The following is a 17,291-nucleotide window of genomic DNA, read 5'->3' on the forward strand; positions in this document are numbered from 1 at the left end:
GAGATGCAGGTGCAAGGCCTGCCCGGCGCTCCATGAAAACCCCGCCCCGGTTCACCGGGGCGGGGTTTCGCGTTCAGCGGCGCCCCGCCTGGTGCGACCGGACGGCACCCGCTTTTGGCCCCGCGGCCTTTGGCGCCTTCGCCGCGCGCCGCTCCCTGACGTGCGCGTACCCCATCAGGCCGAACAGCACCGCGAGCAGCACCGCCGAGGAACCGGCCGTACCCAGATCCAGACCGCCCTTGGCGGCCGGTTTGGTGAGGAAGTCGCCGGCCGTGGCGCCCAGCGGGCGGGTCAGCACGAACGCGATCCAGAACAGCAGGACGTTCGGGACGGCCGGCACCTTCGTCAGCGCGAGCAGAACCAGCAGCAGGCCGCTGATCAGGGCCGCGCCGCCCAGGTAGCCGAGGCCGGAGCTGTCGGAGAGGAAGTCGCCCATCGAGGTGCCGAGGGTGTTGGAGACCAGGATCGCCGACCAGAACAGGGTCTCGCCCCTGAACGTGACGATGTCGGTGATCTGGAAGGTCATCCCGCTCAGCTTCCAGGCCAGGAAGATCGCCAGCAGGATCGAGACGAGGATCGCCGCGCCGGCCGGGTAGCCGAGGCCGAGCCCCTGTGGGCCCCAGCCGAGCTTCGTGGCGCCGTCCGAGAGGTACTCGGCGCTCGCGTCGCGGTTCATGAAGTCGGACATCGTGGTGCCGGCCATGGAGGTCGACAGGATCACGGTCCAGTAGAAGAACGGGTTGTAGTGGGACGAGCGCAGCTGGATCACCAGCGTCGCCACGAAGACCAGGAAGAGGGCGATCGTGGTGAGGAAGTAGCCGAGCTTCAGCGTCTGCGAGAACAGGTCGCCGGCCGTCTCGCCCAGCGTCGTCGCGGCGATCTTCATGATCCAGAACGCGAGGGTGACCTCTGGCAGCTTCTTCATCACGGACTTCGTCGTCGTCAAAGGTGCTCCTGACGAGGTGTGGGGGGGCGAACCGTGGTCCGACCGACCCTGCCAGGGGCGACCTGAGCGCATCCCGAACACGCGGGTACGGGGTCTTCGGACGTGTTTTCGACGTGCGCGGACGTCTCCGCCGGACCTCCGGAAAAAATCTCGAAGAATTCCGTCGAGGGTGTCGATCCGGGTGTCTCCCGATCGACGCATGGGTGAGCGGCGGGGATCGGCCCCGCCGCCTCGACCGAAGGAGTCACCATGCCCCGCTACCTGTCGATCGTGCACATCGACGAGTCCACCGCTCCCGCCGGCGGCCCCAGCGAGGAGCTGATGCAGCGGATGGGTGAGCTGATCGAGGAGATCACCAAGGCCGGCGTCATGCTCGACACGGCCGGTCTCACCCCTGCCGCCCAGGGCACCACGGTGCGCTGGCAGGACGGCAAGCTGTCCGTCACCGACGGGCCGTTCACCGAGTCCAAGGAGGTCATCGGCGGCTACGCGCTCATGCAGTGCAAGGACAAGGCCGAGGCGCTGGAGTGGACCTCGCGGTTCCTGAAGGTCCACGAGACCTACTGGAACGTCTCGTGCGAGGTGCGCGAGATCGCCGAGGGCTGATCATCCCGCGGTTGGCCGCGGCGACCGCTTGGGGTGTTGCATGGTGGGTTGTGGAACCGGAACCGCAGCCCACCGCGGCGCACACGATCGAGACCGTCTTCCGCCTGGAGTCGCCCCGGGTGATCGCCGGCGTCGCCCGGATCGTCCGGGACGTCGGCATCGCCGAGGAACTGGCGCAGGACGCGCTGGTCGCCGCGCTGGAGCGGTGGCCCCGCGAGGGGGTGCCCGACAACCCCGGGGCCTGGCTCATGGCCACCGCCCGGCACCGCGCCGTCGACCTGATCCGGCGCCGTGAGACCTACGCCCGCAAGCTCGCCGAGATCGGCCGGGACCTGGAGACCACGACCCCGTTCGAGGAGCCCGCCGACCCCGAGGACATCGACGACGACCTGCTCCGGCTGGTCTTCACCACCTGCCACCCGGTGCTGTCGCCGCAGGCGCGCACCGCCCTCACGCTGCGTCTGCTGGGCGGCCTGACCACGGCCGAGATCGCCCGGGCCTACCTCGTCCCGGAGCCGACGATCGCCCAGCGCATCGTCCGCGCGAAGCGGACCCTGGCGACGCGGAACGTGGCCTTCGAGGTGCCGTACGGTCCCGACCGCGAGGCCCGCCTCGGCTCGGTCCTGGACGTCATCTACCTGATCTTCAACGAGGGGTACGCGGCCACCGCCGGCGACGACCTGCTGCGCCCCGGCCTGTGCGAGGACGCCCTGCGGCTGGCCCGCGTGCTCTCCTCCCTGATGCCGAAGGAACCCGAGGTCCACGCCCTGACCGCGCTGCTGGAGTTCCAGGCGTCCCGTGCGGCCGCCCGCACGGGTCCGGGGGGCGTGCCGGTCCTGCTCAAGGACCAGAACCGCCGCCGCTGGAGCCGCATGCTCATCGCCCGCGGCGTCCAGGCCCTCGCCCGCGCCGAGGCCGCGTCCTCGGGCGCCCCCGGCCCCTACGTCCTCCAGGCGGCCATCGCCGCCAGCCACGCGCGCGCGTACACCTACGAGGAGACCGATTGGCGCACGATCGCCACCCTGTACGCCCTGCTCGCGGCCCGATCCCCGTCCCCGGTCGTCGAGTTGAACCGAGCGGTCGCCGTGTCGATGAGCGACGGCCCCGCCGAGGCACTGCGCCTCGTCGACACCCTCGCCGCCGAACCGGCTCTGCGCGACTACCACTTGCTGCCCAGCGTCCGGGGCGACCTGCTCGCCCGCCTCGGCCGTACGGCCGAGGCACGCACGGAGTTCGAACGGGCGGCGTCCCTCGCCCGCAACGAACGGGAGCGGCAGCTGCTGCTGGCGAAACTCCAGTCCCTTCCCCGTCATTGAGGGGGCAGGCGATGCGGCCCGGCCGGTGCCGCAGCGCTTTCGGACCCGCTCACGACGGTCCGCCGGCGGGAAACGCCGGCTGTGCGGGGGCGCCGATCAGCATCGTCGGCGCCCCCGCCACCCGCGTCAGGAACACCGTCGCCGAAGCCGGCCCCTGCGGTTTGACCTTGCGGCGCAGTTCCTCCGGTTCGACCGCCGAGCCGCGCTTCTTCACGGTCAGCGTGCCGACCTCGCGCTCGCGCAGCAGCGCCTTCAACTTCTTCACGTTGAAGGGGAGTCGGTCGGTGATCTCGTAGGCGGAGGCGTACGGCGTCGGACGCAGTTCGTCGGCCGTGACGTAGGCGATGGTCGCGTCGAGCAGGCCGCCGCCGACCTGCTCGGCCACCTCGGCGACCAGATGGGCGCGGATCACGGCGCCGTCCGGCTCGTACAAATACCGTCCTACCGGGCGCACTTCGGGGTCGGGCAGGCCCCGGCCGAGCAGGGTGCGCGGGCCGGGCAGCAGGGTGGCGCGGACGAGGCCCGGCTCGGTGCCGAACCACAGCACCGCCTCCTTCACGTCACCGCCGTCGGAGATCCACTCCGCCTCGGCCTCGGCCGGGATCGCCTCGTGCGGGACGCCAGGGGCGATCTTCAGGGCGGCGCGGGGGGCCTCGAGAGCGGTGGCGACCGCCCAGGACAGGGGCGGCGAGTACGCCTCCGGGTCGAAAACGCGGCCCCGGCCGCCGCGCCGCGCCGGGTCCACGAAGACGGCGTCGTAGCCGGCGGTGTCGACCTCGGTGACGTCCGCCTCCCGCACCTCGATCAGCTTGTCGAGGCCGAGGGTCTCGGCGTTCGCCCGGGCCACGGCCACCGTCAGCGGGTCCCGGTCCACGGCCAGCACCCTGATCCCGGCCCGCGCCAGCGCGATCGCGTCACCGCCGATCCCGCAGCACAGGTCGGCCACCGAGGTCACCCCCAGGTCCTTCATCCGGGCCGCCCGGTACGTCGCCACGCTCGCCCGCGTCGACTGCTCGACCCCGTTGGGCGTGAAGAACATCCGCTCGGCGTCCTCGGCCGCGAACTTGGCCGCCGCCCGCTGCCGCAGCCGGGCCTGGCCGAGCGCGGCCGACACCAGTTCGGCGGGGTGGGTGCGGCGCAGCCGGGTGGCGACGGCGAGTTCGTCCGCCGGGGCCGTGCCCCGCACCTCGTCGAGGAGGGCCCGGCCCTCGGGCGTGCGCAGGGAGTGGAAGGAGGGGAGCTGGTCGTTCACCGGGTCATTGTGGGCCAGTCGGTGGATGGTGCGCTTCCGGCGGCGGTGTCGGGCAGGGATCGGGGCGGGGTCCTGCGAGGATCCGACACCATGCGAGCAGTAGTACAAAATGACAAAATTCCGGCACGGCACCCGAGAACGGCGCTCCGCTACGGTGCCCTCGCCCTCGCCCTGGCCACCACCGCCGTCCTCTCCGGCTGCGCCGGCTCCGGCGGGGACTCCGCCGGCCACCCCGGCCCCGGCGGCCAGGCCGGTCAGGCGGGCCCCGACCACCCCCTGGACGCCGCCGCCGAACGCACCCGCCTGGTCGCCGCCTCCGAGTTCTGGAAACTGGACGCGGTGCCGCTCACGCCCCCCGCCCCGCCGGCCCACAAGCCGAAGATCACCGCACGCGCCGGCTTCGAGGTCGACGGACAGGTGGAGGACGACCTGCCCCCGGTCTTCACCACGGTCCCCACCAAGCAGAAGGTCGTCTTCCTCACCATCGACGACGGCGCCGAGAAGGACCCCGACTTCCTGCGCATGATGAGCGACCTGAAGATCCCGTACAGCGCCTTCCTCAGCAACTACCTGGTGAAGGACGACTACGGCTACTTCCGCAAGATGCAGTCCGAGGGCCACACCCTCAACAACCACACCATGACCCACCCCTATCTCCCCGGCCTGTCCTACGAGGAGCAGCGGGACGAGATCTGCGGCATGCAGGCGGTCATGAAGAAGCAGTTCGGCAAGGCGCCCACCGTCTTCCGGCCGCCGTACGGCAACTACAACGGCGACACCCTGCGCGCCGCGAAGTCCTGCGGCATCAAGTACGCGCCCATCTGGGACGAGGAGGTCTTCGTCGACCACTGGGAGTACCGGGAGGACGACCGCGACCTGCATCCCGGCGACATCGTCCTCACCCACTTCCGCGGCCACGACGACTGGAACGGCACGATGGTCGACGACATGCGCCGCTTCCTGAACAAGGTCACGCGCGAGGGCTACGCCGTGGCCCGCCTGGAGGACTACCTGTGAGGCGCCCGGGGCGGTGCACGCGCGGCCTGGGGCACCGACGGGCCCTGACCGCCGTACTCGCCTCGGCCCTCCTCCTCACCGGCTGCGCCCAGTCCGTCGACCCCATCGAACGCCTCGGCAAGAAGGCCGCCGAGGGAGTCCGCACATCCCGCCCGCACCCGGACGAGGCCTACCGCCGCTGGGGACTCGCGACCCCGCTCGCCGCCCCGCCGGCCCGCCCCGTCCGCCTGCTGACCCACACCGAGCAGGCCTCCGACCCCCGCGTCCTGGACCGCGTCGCCACCACCGACAAGGTCGTCTTCCTCACCTACGACGACGGCTCCGCCCGCGACCCGCGCTTCGTCGACATGGTCCGCGACCTGCACCTCCCGGTGAGCCTCTTCCTCCCCGAGAGCGTCGTCGCCCCCGCCGCCGGACACTACGCCCGCCTCCGCGCGGCCGGCGCCACGGCGGAGAACCGCACCCTCGACCACCCCGCCCTGCGCGGCCGGTCCTACACCGGCCAGCGCGCCGAGATCTGCGCCGAACAGGACCGCCTCGCCCTCCGCTTCGGCACCCGCCCCCACCTCCTGCGCCCGCCGCACGGCCGCTACGACCGCACCACCCTCCGCGCTGCCGCCGCCTGCGGCATCTCCAACGTCGTCCTGTGGCGAGCCGTCATGAACGCCGACGGCCTCACCTACGCCAGGGGCGACAAGCGCCTCCACCCGGGCGACATCGTCCTGGTCGGCCCCGAGAAGGCCACGGGCCACACCCTCAGGGACCGCACACTCCTCCTGCTGCACAGGGTGCAGAAGCGGGGAATGACGGTGGCGCGCCTGGAGGACTACCTGTAGCCGAGAAATCCAGCCCGTCCGGGGGCACCCCCTCTGGGGGAGTTCGCGGACGAGGCCCGTTCAGGGCCGAAGCGGGGGCCCGGGGGTGGCAGCCCCCGAGAGGGTGGCAGCCCCCGAGAGGGTGGCACCGACACCATCAGCGACCCGACTCCAGAGGCCGGACTCCGCCGACGCGCCGCACGGCAATTGGCACTCCGCTTGACCGAGTGCTAACCCCGGTCATAGTCTCGGCTCTGGCACTCGGCAGATGAGAGTGCCAACAAAGCGACGGGCAGGTCCGGCACCCGCGACGACGGATCCACCTGGTCGCCACCTCAGACAGTTAACCCCGTGAGATCTCCGAAGGGGGAGGTCGGATCGTGACGACCGCCAGCTCCAAGGTTGCCATCAAGCCGCTCGAGGACCGCATCGTGGTCCAGCCGCTCGACGCCGAGCAGACCACGGCCTCCGGCCTGGTCATCCCGGACACCGCGAAGGAGAAGCCCCAGGAGGGCGCCGTCCTCGCCGTGGGTCCGGGCCGTTTCGAGAACGGCGAGCGCCTGCCGCTCGACGTCAAGGTCGGCGACGTCGTCCTGTACAGCAAGTACGGCGGCACCGAGGTGAAGTACAACGGCGACGAGTACCTCGTCCTCTCGGCTCGCGACGTGCTCGCGATCATCGAGAAGTAGTTCACCCCGAGCAATTCTGCTCATGACTGCGCCCCTGGCCCCCCGCGACCGATAAGTAGCCGGGCGCCCGGGGCGCAGTTTCATTCCACCGAGATTTTCCGAGAGGGCTCCCGCTGTCATGGCGAAGATCCTGAAGTTCGACGAGGACGCCCGTCGCGCCCTCGAGCGCGGCGTCAACAAGCTGGCCGACACGGTGAAGGTGACGATCGGCCCCAAGGGCCGCAACGTCGTCATCGACAAGAAGTTCGGCGCCCCCACCATCACCAACGACGGTGTCACGATCGCCCGTGAGGTCGAGATCGATGACCCGTACGAGAACCTCGGCGCGCAGCTGGTGAAGGAGGTGGCGACCAAGACCAACGACATCGCGGGTGACGGCACCACCACCGCCACCGTGCTCGCCCAGGCGCTCGTGCGCGAGGGTCTGAAGAACGTCGCCGCCGGTGCCTCCCCGGCCTCCCTGAAGAAGGGCATCGACGCCGCGGTCAAGGCCGTCTCCGAGGAGCTGCACGCCTCGGCCCGCCCGATCGACGAGAAGTCCGACATCGCCGCCGTCGCCGCGCTGTCCGCCCAGGACCAGCAGGTCGGCGAGCTGATCGCCGAGGCCATGGACAAGGTCGGCAAGGATGGTGTCATCACCGTCGAGGAGTCCAACACCTTCGGTCTGGAGCTGGACTTCACCGAGGGCATGGCCTTCGACAAGGGCTACCTGTCCCCGTACTTCGTCACCGACCAGGAGCGTATGGAGGCCGTCCTCGACGACCCGTACATCCTGATCAACCAGGGCAAGATCTCGTCCATCCAGGACCTGCTGCCGCTGCTGGAGAAGGTCATCCAGGCGGGTGCCTCGCGGCCGCTGCTGATCATCGCCGAGGACGTCGAGGGCGAGGCCCTGTCGACCCTGGTCGTCAACAAGATCCGCGGCACCTTCAACGCCGTCGCGGTGAAGGCCCCCGGCTTCGGCGACCGCCGCAAGGCCATGCTGCAGGACATCGCGATCCTCACCGGCGGCACGGTCATCTCCGAGGAGGTCGGCCTCAAGCTCGACCAGGCCGGTCTGGACGTGCTGGGCTCCGCCCGCCGCGTGACCGTCACCAAGGACGACACCACCATCGTCGAGGGTGGCGGCAAGTCCGAGGACGTCACGGGCCGCGTCGCGCAGATCAAGGCCGAGATCGACAACACCGACTCCGACTGGGACCGCGAGAAGCTCCAGGAGCGCCTCGCGAAGCTGGCTGGCGGCGTGTGCGTGATCAAGGTCGGCGCCGCCACCGAGGTGGAGCTGAAGGAGAAGAAGCACCGTCTGGAGGACGCCATCTCCGCGACCCGCGCCGCGGTCGAGGAGGGCATCGTCTCCGGTGGTGGCTCCGCACTCGTCCACGCCGTGAAGGTCCTGGACGGCAACCTCGGCAAGGAGGGCGACGAGGCCACCGGTGTCGCCGTCGTCCGCCGTGCCGCCGTCGAGCCGCTGCGCTGGATCGCCGAGAACGCCGGCCTCGAGGGCTACGTGATCGTGTCCAAGGTCGCCGAGCTCGACAAGGGCAGCGGCTACAACGCCGCCACCGGCGAGTACGGCGACCTGGTCAAGGCCGGCGTCATCGACCCGGTCAAGGTCACCCGCTCCGCCCTGGAGAACGCCGCCTCCATCGCCTCCCTCCTCCTCACGACCGAGACCCTGGTCGTCGAGAAGAAGGAAGAGGAAGAGGCTGCCGCGGGCCACGGCCACGGTCACGGCCACGCCCACTGAGCCTCACGCTCGTGACGAAGGCCCGGCGCCCCGGAAGGGGAGCCGGGCCTTCGCCCTGTCTACCGCTCCAACTCGTCCAGCGCGCCCAGCTGCTGCATCAGGCCGAGCTGGTCGTGCTGCCACCACGTCTCGGCGATCTTGCCGTTGTCCGTGAACCGGAACAGGGTCAGTCCGGTCATCGAGACCTGCCTGCCGGTGGGCGCGATCCCCAGGAAATCGCCCTTGTGCGTGGCATTCCAGGTCCACCGCGCGCAGGCCTGGTCGCCCTGGGTGAGTACGTCCTCGACCGAGAACGTGAAGTCGAAGGCGCGGCGCCACATCTCGTACTCGCCGCGGACGTTGTCCATCCCGATGCTGTCCTGCGGATTCACCGGATCGTGGCTGTGCACGTCCTCGTCCAGCAGGTCGTTGAGCGGGGGCAGCTCGCCCTCGGTCGCGAGCGCCTCGAAGAACCTGCGCACGGTGATCGCGGACAGCCGCTCGTCCCGCACGACGTCCAGGTCGGTGAACGTCGGCATCTCGTCGCACAGGGCGACCATGCCCCGGAAGATCCGGTCGGTCTCCGGCAGGTTCGAGTTGCGCATCGCCTCCTCGTACGAGGAGAACTCGACCACTTCCACGATGTGCGACGCGTCCGAACGGTCCCTGCCGACCAGCGCGTGCGCCGCCGTTCGCCTGCCCTTGGTCTGCGCAACCCAGTCGTCCAGGAGCCGGTTCATCTCGTCCAACCGGCTGGTCTTGCACTCGATGAGCTGTACGAAGGTCATGACGCCGCCTCCCGGCCCCCCTGCCCCGGATCCGTCATGTCCATTTTCGCACCGGAACGATGGCGTCACCCGTTCGCTACTGCGGCCCGTACTTGCGCCCCGTCTTCGAGGAGATCCCGCCCAGCAGCCCGCGCGGGGCCACCTTCACCAGACCCATCAGCGCCTTGTACCGGGGGTCCGGGATGGACAGCGTCCTGCCGCGCGCGAGGTCGGCCAGGGCCGCGGCGACCAGCTTGTCGGCGTCCAGCCACATCCAGCCGGGGATGTTGTCCGTGCCCATCCCCGCCCGCTCGTGGAACTCGGTGCGCACGAAGCCCGGCGCCAGCGCCATCAGCCGCACCCCGCTGCCCGCGAGGTCCTTCGCCGCGCCCTGCGTGAACTGCACGACCCACGCCTTCGAGGCGCCGTACGTGCCCCGGGGCACGAAAGCCGCCACCGAGGCGACGTTCACCACTCCGCCGCGCCCGCGCTCACGCATCGCCTCGGCGGCCGCCGAGGTCAGCCGCAGCACCGCCTCGCAGTGCACCTTGAGCATCCTCAGCTCGTCGGCCATCGACACCTCGAGATAGCGGCCCTTGTTGCCGAAGCCGGCGTTGTTGACCAGCAGGTCGACCGGGTGCTTCCGGTCGCCGAGCCGGTCGGCCACGGTCTCGATGCCCTTGTCCTCGGCGAGGTCGGCGGCGAGCACCTCCACCTCGATGCCGTGCCGGTCGTGCAGCTCGGTCGCCTGTTCGCGCAGCCGCTTCTCGTCCCGGGCCACCAGGACGAGGTCATGCCCGTCGGCCGCCAGCCGCCGCGCGAAGGCGGCACCGATCCCCGCGGTCGATCCCGTAATCAGAGCCGTTGTCATGGCCCAAGCGTAGTGACCCGCACCGACGGCGGCCGCCGCTGCGGCGACGGACAGGTGACGCGCCGGTGGCCCTGTGACGTGCGGATGCCGTGCGGATGCCGTGCGGATGACGTCCCCTCAGCGGTCCTGGCCCGCCACGTACTTGCGGGCCGCGGCCAGCGTCTCGGGGTGCAGCGCCTCGCCCGCCGCGAGCACCCGCGGCAGCAGTTCCCGCTCCGTGGTCATCGCGCGGAACTGCATCGCGACCGTCACCCCGTGGTCCGGCCGGTGCACGATCCCGATCGGATCGCCCGCGCGGATCTCACCCGGTTCGACCACCCGCAGGTAGGCCCCCGGCGCGCCCTTCCGGGTGAATCTGCGCACCCAGCCCCGCTCGCCCAGATGGCCCTGGAACGTACGGCACGGGATGCGCCCCGACGTCACCTCCACCACCACCTCGGAACCGATCCGCCAGCGTTCCCCGATCAGCGCCCCGGACACGTCGAGACCCTCCGTCGTGAGGTTCTCGCCGAAGCAGCCGGCGGACAGCGACCGGCCCAGCTCGCGCTCCCAGTCGTCGAGGTCCTCGCGCGCGAAGGCGTAAAGCGCCTGGTCGTCGCCGCCGTGGTGGCGCAGTTCGCAGACCGCGTCCCCGGCCAGCCCGCTCCCGCCGACCCCCTTGGGTCCCGGAGCCGCCACCCGTACGGGCCCGTCGGCCGGCCGCTTGTCGATGCCCGTCACACCCTGTGCCTGGTCCGTGTACGGCACCGGCCGGGGGCGGCCCAGATTGACCGAGAGTAGCTTCATAACCGCACGGTACGGGACCACATCCCAAAGCGTCGACGCGAAATTGGGTGCCACATCCAAGCCCGGCTTATGCTCGAAGGGTGATCGAGGCCCGTCATCTCCGTGTCCTGCGCGCCGTCGCCACCACCGGCTCCTTTTCCGCGGCGGGACGCGAACTGGGCTGCACCCAGCCCGCCGTGAGCCAGCAGATGAAGGCCCTGGAAGCCTCGGTCGGCACCCCGCTGCTGGTCCGCGGCGGCCGGGAGATGCGCCTGACCCAGGCCGGCGAGGCCCTGGTCCGGCACGCCTCCGGCATCCTCGCCGGACTCACCGCCGCCGAGGAGGAGGTCGCCGCGATCGCGGGCCTGCGGGCCGGCCGGGTCCGCCTGGTCTCCTTCCCCAGCGGCAGCTCCACCCTGGTCCCCAGCGCCCTCGCGGCCCTGCGCGCCGCCCACCCCGGCACCCGGGTCTCCCTGGAGGAGGCCGAGCCCCCGAACTCCGTCGAACTGCTGCGCGAGGGCGACTGCGACCTGGCACTGGCGTTCCGCTACGAGGGGGCGGCGGTCGCCGAGGACTGGGACGACCTCGTCGTACGGCCCCTGCTGACGGACCGTCTGGTGGCCCTGGTGCCCGAACGGCACCGGCTCGCGCGCGGGGAGTCCGTCGCCATCGGCGAACTGGCCCGCGAACCCTGGATCGCGGGCTGCCCGCGCTGCCGCGGCCAGCTGGTGGAGGTGTGCGAGAGCGCCGGTTTCACTCCGCGCATCGACTTCGCCACCGACGACTATCCGGCGGTGGTCGGCCTGGTCGGCGCCGGCCTGGGTGTGGCCGTGCTGCCCCAGCTCGCGGTGGAGTCGGTACGGCCGAGAGGTGTGCGGGCGGTCCGCCTCGAACCGGCGGTGCGGCGGGAGATCGTCGCCCTCACCCTGCCCGACCTGGCCCAGGTGCCCGCCGTGGCGGCGACGCTGGAACAGCTGGCCAGGGCGGCCACGCGCGCGTAACCGGACGACGGCACGCCTCATGGGCACGCCCGCGCCTGCCCGGGGGAGCGATTGCAGAAACGTTCCTTCAGGCGTTCGGAGCAGCGCCCCCGCTGGTGGTCGACGCCGACACCAGCCGGTTGCGTGCCCGTCCCATCAACTCTTCGCGCTCGTCCTCGGTGAGGCCGCCCCACACGCCGTACGGCTCGCGCACCGCCAGCGCGTGCGCCGCGCACTGGGCACGGACCGGGCACCTCATGCAGACCTCCTTGGCCGAGTTCTCGCGAGCGCTCCGGGCCGCTCCGCGCTCGCCCTCCGGGTGGAAGAAGAGTGAGCTGTCCACCCCGCGGCAGGCGGCCAGGAGCTGCCAGTCCCACAGGTCCGCGTTCGGTCCGGGAAGGCGGGAGAAATCTGCCATTACGTGACCCCTTGCAGCCGTTCTGGGCGGATACGGTGCCATCGACCGTACATCTCCGGTGGAAGGAGATGAAAATATGACTCATTGCGAATCTAGCTCCAGACACTAGGAAATGGGAGCAATAGCGGCTAAATGGGGCATAGGTTGTGATGAAAAGTTGAGAGTCCGTTGGGCATGTCTGCACCGTGTCGAGACCCTCACGTAGAGTGCCGAAGACGGCACGCAGCCCCGTAACTCTTTCGAGTGACCGTCGTTGAGAGTGCGGAGGCGGTTGAAAACACAAGTGCTCGGGCAGGCGTCCGAGACGGTCGACCGCACAGGTGACGATTACGTACCAGCCTGGAGGCTCAAGGTGACGCGCATCAGCTGCGGAGGGCGGTCATGACATCCGTCCTCGTCTGCGACGACTCCCCGCTTGCCCGAGAGGCGCTCCGCCGCGCGGTCGCGACCGTGCCCGGCGTCGAGCGTGTGACGACGGCGGCCAACGGCGAGGAAGTCCTCCGCCGCTGGGGTGCCGACCGCTCCGACCTCATCCTGATGGACGTACGCATGCCCGGCCTGGGCGGCGTCGAGACCGTGCGCAGGCTGCTGTCCGCCGACCCCGGCGCGCGCATCATCATGCTCACGGTCGCCGAGGACCTCGACGGTGTGGCCCTCGCGGTCGCCGCCGGCGCCCGCGGCTACCTGCACAAGGACGCCTCGCGCGCCGAGCTGAGGGCCACCGTGACCCAGGCCCTCGCCGACCCGACCTGGCGGCTCGCCCCGCGCCGGCTGCGCTCGGCCGAGATGGGCGCCGCGCCCACGCTCACCGCGCGCGAGATCCAGGTGCTGGAGGGCATGAGTCACGGCCGCTCCAACGCCGAGATCGGCCGGGAGCTGTTCCTCTCCGAGGACACCGTCAAGACCCACGCCCGGCGCCTGTTCAAGAAGCTCGGCGCCTCGGACCGCGCCCATGCGGTGGCACTCGGCTTCCGCTGGGGACTGGTCCGGTAGGACATGCGCCGGGGCGGCACGACGCACCGCCACCCGAAGCCCCCCGCCCGCCCTGGGGTGGGCTGGGTGGGCGACACCGGGGCCCTCCGGGGCGGCGGCGCGTGTGTCAGGACCGTGGGTGAACCGGATGCCGGGACCGGCGAATCGAATGCCGGGACCGGCGAATCGGCTGCCGGCGTCGGCGACTCGGTCGCCGGAGCCGGTGAACCGGCCGCCGGGGCGGGCGAACCGGCTGGTGAGGCCGTACGCGGCCGGACTGCCGGGGTCGTGCCCGGCCGGGCGGTACGGTTCCGCCGGGGACCTCGGCGGGCGCTTCGCAAGTCGGCCCGCCGGACGCGCGATGCTTGTTTCGCCGCGGATGCCGCATCCTTGAGATGTGGAGTCTCTCGGGGACGAGTCGATCGAGCGGAAGGGGAGGGCGCAGGGGATGAGTGCCGGCGCACCTGCTCATAACGCTTCGGTGCACAACCACGAACACGATGCGACGGACCGGAGTGCCGCAAGGCACCATGGACCGATGCGCGACGACGAGGCGGGCACGGCCCATGGGGCGATCGGTGCGCTCGTTCATCGTGCTGTCGACGGGGACGAGCAGGCCACCCACGATCTGCTGGCCCATGTGCACCCGCTGGCGTTGCGCTACTGCCGCACCCGGCTGTCCCGGCTTCCCGGCGACGCACGCCACTTCGTCGAGGACCTCGCCCAGGAGGTCTGCGTGGCCGTCCTCCTCGCCCTGCCCCGCTACCGGGACACCGGGCGCCCCTTCGAGGCCTTCGTCTTCGCCATCGCCTCGCACAAGGTCGCCGACCTCCAGCGCGCCGCGATGCGCCACCCGGGCTCCACGGTCGTCCCCTCGGACGAGATGCCCGAACGCCCCGACGACTCCCTCGGCCCCGAGGAGCGCGCCCTGCTCAGCAGCGACGCGGCGTGGGCCAAGAAGCTGCTGGCCAACCTCCCCGAGAACCAGCGCGAGCTGCTCCTGCTGCGCATCGCCGTGGGCTTGACCGCGGAGGAGACGGGGCAGATGTTGGGAATGTCACCCGGAGCGGTCCGGGTCGCCCAGCACCGGGCGCTGAGCCGCCTGCGCGCCCTCGCCGAGCAGTAACACCCTTGGGCGGAGCCGCCGAAGCCCCCCTGTCGTGCGGGAACGCTTCGATTTCCGTACGAACGTACGAAGCCTGAAGTCACTCCGTACCGTGGAATTTGCTAGCGACGCTTCCCGTTAGCATGGACATCCGCACCGATCAAGGCCATTTGGGGAAGGTGTCATGACTGCCAACGTCGACGGAGTGCCCGGAAAATTCGCGACACTCGGGCTGACCTACGACGACGTGCTGCTGCTGCCGGGCGCATCCGAGGTGCTGCCCAACGCGGTCGACACCTCGTCCCGCATCTCCCGCAATGTCCGGGTCAACATCCCGCTGCTGTCCGCGGCGATGGACAAGGTGACCGAGTCCCGCATGGCGATCGCCATGGCCCGCCTGGGCGGCGTCGGCGTGCTCCACCGCAACCTCTCCGTCGAGGACCAGGTCAACCAGGTCGACCTGGTGAAGCGGTCCGAGTCCGGCATGGTCACCGACCCGATCACGGTGCACCCGGAGGCCACGCTCGCCGAGGCGGACGCCCTGTGCGCCAAGTTCCGCATCAGCGGTGTCCCGGTCACCGACCCGGCCGGCAAGCTGCTGGGCATCGTCACCAACCGCGACATGGCCTTCGAGAGCGACCGCACGCGCCAGGTGCGCGAGGTCATGACCCCGATGCCCCTGGTCACCGGCAAGGTCGGCATCTCCGGGCCCGAGGCCATGGAGCTGCTGCGCAAGCACAAGATCGAGAAGCTGCCGCTGGTCGACGACGCGGGCGTCCTCAAGGGCCTGATCACGGTCAAGGACTTCGTCAAGGCCGAGCAGTACCCGAACGCCGCCAAGGACTCCGAGGGCCGGCTGCTCGTCGGCGCCGCCGTCGGCGCCAGCCCCGAGGCGCTGGAGCGTGCCCAGGCGCTCGCCGCGGCCGGTGTGGACTTCCTGGTCGTCGACACCTCGCACGGCCACAACAGCAACGCCCTCAGCTGGATGTCGAAGATCAAGTCCAGCGTGAACGTCGACGTGATCGGCGGCAACGTCGCCACCCGCGACGGCGCCCAGGCGCTCATCGACGCCGGTGTCGACGGCATCAAGGTGGGCGTCGGCCCGGGGTCGATCTGCACCACCCGCGTGGTCGCCGGCATCGGTGTCCCGCAGGTCACCGCCATCTACGAGGCCTCCCTCGCGGCCCGCCCCGCGGGCGTCCCGCTGATCGGCGACGGCGGTCTGCAGTACTCCGGCGACATCGGCAAGGCGCTCGCCGCCGGTGCGGACACCGTCATGCTGGGCAGCCTCCTCGCCGGCTGCGAGGAGTCGCCGGGCGAGCTGCTCTTCATCAACGGCAAGCAGTTCAAGTCGTACCGCGGCATGGGCTCGCTGGGTGCCATGCAGTCCCGCGGTCAGGGCAAGTCGTACTCGAAGGACCGCTACTTCCAGGCCGAGGTGACCTCGGACGAGAAGCTCGTGCCCGAGGGCGTCGAGGGCCAGGTGCCCTACCGCGGCCCGCTGTCCAACGTGCTGCACCAGCTCGTCGGCGGCCTGCGCCAGACCATGGGCTACGTGGGCGCCGCCACCATCGAGGAGATGGAGTCCAAGGGCCGCTTCGTACGCATCACGTCGGCCGGCCTCAAGGAGAGCCACCCGCACGACATCCAGATGACGGTCGAGGCGCCGAACTACAGCAGGAAGTGACGCACGCGCACGCGTGAAGACCCCTCGACGGCGGCCCCGGAGCATCCGGGGCCGCCGTTGTCGTACCCGTCGGCGATACTGGAAGACGCTGAAACGCATCAGGGAAAGGCCCAAGACGTGACTGAGATCGAGATCGGGCGCGGCAAGCGCGGCCGCCGGGCGTACGCCTTCGACGACATCGCCGTCGTCCCCAGCCGCCGTACGCGGGACCCGAAGGAGGTCTCGATCGCCTGGCAGATCGACGCCTACCGCTTCGAGCTGCCCTTCCTGGCCGCCCCCATGGACTCGGTCGTCTCCCCGGCCACCGCGATCCGCATCGGTGAGCTGGGCGGCCTCGGCGTCCTCAACCTCGAGGGTCTGTGGACGCGGTACGAGGACCCGCAGCCGCTGCTCGACGAGATCCACGAGCTGGACGCGGAGACGGCCACCCGCCGTCTGCAGGAGATCTACGCGGCGCCCATCAAGGAGGAGCTGATCGGCGCCCGCATCAAGGAGGTGCGCGACTCCGGCGTGGTCACGGCGGCCGCGCTCTCCCCGCAGCGCACCGCCCAGTTCTCCAAGGCCGTCGTCGACGCGGGCGTGGACATCTTCGTCATCCGCGGTACGACGGTCTCGGCGGAGCACGTCTCGTCCTCGCACGAGCCGCTGAACCTCAAGCAGTTCATCTACGAGCTGGACGTCCCGGTGATCGTCGGCGGCTGCGCCACCTACACGGCCGCCCTGCACCTCATGCGCACCGGCGCGGCCGGCGTCCTCGTCGGCTTCGGCGGCGGCGCCGCGCACACCACGCGCAACGTCCTCGGCATCCAGGTCCCGATGGCGACGGCCGTCGCCGACGTGGCCGCGGCCCGCCGGGACTACATGGACGAGTCCGGCGGCCGGTACGTGCACGTGATCGCGGACGGCGGTGTCGGCTGGTCCGGCGACCTCCCGAAGGCGATCGCCTGCGGTGCCGACTCGGTGATGATGGGCTCCCCGCTGGCCCGTGGCACCGACGCGCCGGGCCGGGGCCACCACTGGGGTATGGAGGCGGTCAACGAGGAGCTGCCCCGCGGCAAGAAGGTCGACCTGGGCACGGTCGGCACGGTCGAGGAGATCCTCACCGGCCCGTCCCACACCCCCGACGGCTCGATGAACTTCTTCGGCGCCCTGCGCCGCGCCATGGCCACCACCGGCTACAGCGAGCTGAAGGAGTTCCAGCGCGTCGAGGTGACGGTCGCGGACAGCCAGCACCGTCGCTGACCCCGTACGACGCGAAGGGCCCGGTCACCGTAGCGGTGACCGGGCCCTTTCCGTGCGGGCACGCTCGTGGGCGTGCGTCGTGCTTAGGCGTGCTTCGTGAGGCGTGCGTCGCGCGCG

17 protein-coding genes are annotated in these 17,291 nt (G+C 70.8%); 11 read left to right on the plus strand and 6 right to left on the minus strand.

Going from position 1 to position 17,291, the window contains the following annotated elements:
* Window positions 1-73: 73 nt before the first annotated feature.
* Window positions 74-946, minus strand: a complete 873-nt coding sequence (locus ACWD5D_RS12645) for a COG4705 family protein (protein WP_451372654.1) — start codon at window positions 944-946, stop codon at window positions 74-76.
* Between the two features lie 249 nt (window positions 947-1,195).
* On the opposite strand from ACWD5D_RS12645, the gene ACWD5D_RS12650 reads away from it, so the two are divergent.
* Together ACWD5D_RS12650 and ACWD5D_RS12655 are read left to right on the plus strand one after the other, a co-directional pair.
* Window positions 1,196-1,552 (plus strand): YciI family protein, encoded by a 357-nt coding sequence (locus tag ACWD5D_RS12650; protein WP_451372655.1) that lies wholly within the window; start codon window positions 1,196-1,198, stop codon window positions 1,550-1,552.
* Between the two features lie 50 nt (window positions 1,553-1,602).
* Window positions 1,603-2,868 (plus strand): RNA polymerase sigma factor, encoded by a 1,266-nt coding sequence (locus ACWD5D_RS12655; RefSeq protein ID WP_451372656.1) that lies wholly within the window; start codon window positions 1,603-1,605, stop codon window positions 2,866-2,868.
* 49 nt (window positions 2,869-2,917) lie between these two features.
* Here ACWD5D_RS12655 and ACWD5D_RS12660 read toward each other — a convergent pair whose 3' ends face one another.
* Complete coding sequence (locus ACWD5D_RS12660) at window positions 2,918-4,120, minus strand: THUMP-like domain-containing protein (RefSeq protein WP_451372657.1); 1,203 nt, start codon at window positions 4,118-4,120, stop codon at window positions 2,918-2,920.
* Window positions 4,121-4,210: 90 nt separating this feature from the next.
* Between ACWD5D_RS12660 and ACWD5D_RS12665 the strand changes: the two genes are divergently transcribed.
* The 4 genes from ACWD5D_RS12665 (at window position 4,211) to groL (ending at window position 8,388) form a co-directional block, all read left to right on the plus strand.
* Window positions 4,211-5,137 (plus strand): polysaccharide deacetylase family protein, encoded by a 927-nt coding sequence (locus tag ACWD5D_RS12665; RefSeq protein ID WP_451372658.1) that lies wholly within the window; start codon window positions 4,211-4,213, stop codon window positions 5,135-5,137.
* Window positions 5,134-5,973, plus strand: coding sequence for a polysaccharide deacetylase family protein (locus ACWD5D_RS12670; RefSeq protein ID WP_451372659.1), 840 nt, complete (start codon window positions 5,134-5,136; stop codon window positions 5,971-5,973). The genes ACWD5D_RS12665 and ACWD5D_RS12670 overlap by 4 nt, the downstream gene beginning before the upstream one ends.
* A 359-nt stretch (window positions 5,974-6,332) precedes the next feature.
* Window positions 6,333-6,641 (plus strand): co-chaperone GroES, encoded by a 309-nt coding sequence (gene groES, locus ACWD5D_RS12675; RefSeq protein WP_004955293.1) that lies wholly within the window; start codon window positions 6,333-6,335, stop codon window positions 6,639-6,641.
* 118 nt (window positions 6,642-6,759) lie between these two features.
* Window positions 6,760-8,388: a chaperonin GroEL gene (gene groL / locus ACWD5D_RS12680; RefSeq protein WP_451372660.1), complete on the plus strand. Its 1,629-nt coding sequence runs from the start codon at window positions 6,760-6,762 to the stop codon at window positions 8,386-8,388.
* A 59-nt stretch (window positions 8,389-8,447) separates the two neighbouring features.
* Here groL and ACWD5D_RS12685 read toward each other — a convergent pair whose 3' ends face one another.
* The 3 genes from ACWD5D_RS12685 to ACWD5D_RS12695 form a co-directional block, all read right to left on the minus strand.
* A complete protein-coding gene (locus ACWD5D_RS12685) occupies window positions 8,448-9,155 on the minus strand; it encodes an ester cyclase (protein ID WP_451372661.1) in 708 nt (235 codons plus the stop codon).
* Window positions 9,156-9,231: 76 nt separating this feature from the next.
* Window positions 9,232-10,005 carry an SDR family NAD(P)-dependent oxidoreductase gene (locus ACWD5D_RS12690; protein ID WP_451372662.1) on the minus strand — a complete coding sequence of 258 codons (774 nt, stop codon included), beginning with the start codon at window positions 10,003-10,005 and terminating at the stop codon, window positions 9,232-9,234.
* A 117-nt stretch (window positions 10,006-10,122) separates the two neighbouring features.
* Window positions 10,123-10,791 carry an MOSC domain-containing protein gene (locus tag ACWD5D_RS12695; RefSeq protein WP_451372663.1) on the minus strand — a complete coding sequence of 223 codons (669 nt, stop codon included), beginning with the start codon at window positions 10,789-10,791 and terminating at the stop codon, window positions 10,123-10,125.
* A gap of 80 nt (window positions 10,792-10,871) precedes the next feature.
* Here ACWD5D_RS12695 and ACWD5D_RS12700 point away from each other — a divergent pair, with 80 nt between their 5' ends.
* Window positions 10,872-11,771, plus strand: a complete 900-nt coding sequence (locus tag ACWD5D_RS12700; protein WP_451372664.1) for a LysR family transcriptional regulator — start codon at window positions 10,872-10,874, stop codon at window positions 11,769-11,771.
* Window positions 11,772-11,838: 67 nt separating this feature from the next.
* Here ACWD5D_RS12700 and ACWD5D_RS12705 read toward each other — a convergent pair whose 3' ends face one another.
* Window positions 11,839-12,168: a WhiB family transcriptional regulator gene (locus ACWD5D_RS12705; RefSeq protein ID WP_393877525.1), complete on the minus strand. Its 330-nt coding sequence runs from the start codon at window positions 12,166-12,168 to the stop codon at window positions 11,839-11,841.
* A gap of 381 nt (window positions 12,169-12,549) precedes the next feature.
* On the opposite strand from ACWD5D_RS12705, the gene ACWD5D_RS12710 reads away from it, so the two are divergent.
* The 4 genes from ACWD5D_RS12710 to ACWD5D_RS12725 all read left to right on the plus strand — a co-directional run bounded on the left by ACWD5D_RS12710 (window position 12,550) and on the right by ACWD5D_RS12725 (window position 17,174).
* Window positions 12,550-13,161, plus strand: coding sequence for a response regulator transcription factor (locus ACWD5D_RS12710; protein ID WP_003948568.1), 612 nt, complete (start codon window positions 12,550-12,552; stop codon window positions 13,159-13,161).
* A 517-nt stretch (window positions 13,162-13,678) separates the two neighbouring features.
* Window positions 13,679-14,266, plus strand: coding sequence for a sigma-70 family RNA polymerase sigma factor (locus tag ACWD5D_RS12715; RefSeq protein ID WP_451372665.1), 588 nt, complete (start codon window positions 13,679-13,681; stop codon window positions 14,264-14,266).
* 163 nt (window positions 14,267-14,429) lie between these two features.
* A complete protein-coding gene (gene guaB, locus ACWD5D_RS12720) occupies window positions 14,430-15,932 on the plus strand; it encodes an IMP dehydrogenase (protein ID WP_451372666.1) in 1,503 nt (500 codons plus the stop codon).
* Window positions 15,933-16,049: 117 nt separating this feature from the next.
* Complete coding sequence (locus tag ACWD5D_RS12725; protein ID WP_451372667.1) at window positions 16,050-17,174, plus strand: GuaB3 family IMP dehydrogenase-related protein; 1,125 nt, start codon at window positions 16,050-16,052, stop codon at window positions 17,172-17,174.
* Window positions 17,175-17,291: the final 117 nt, after the last annotated feature.

This window comes from Streptomyces sp. NPDC002520, from assembly GCF_053595235.1.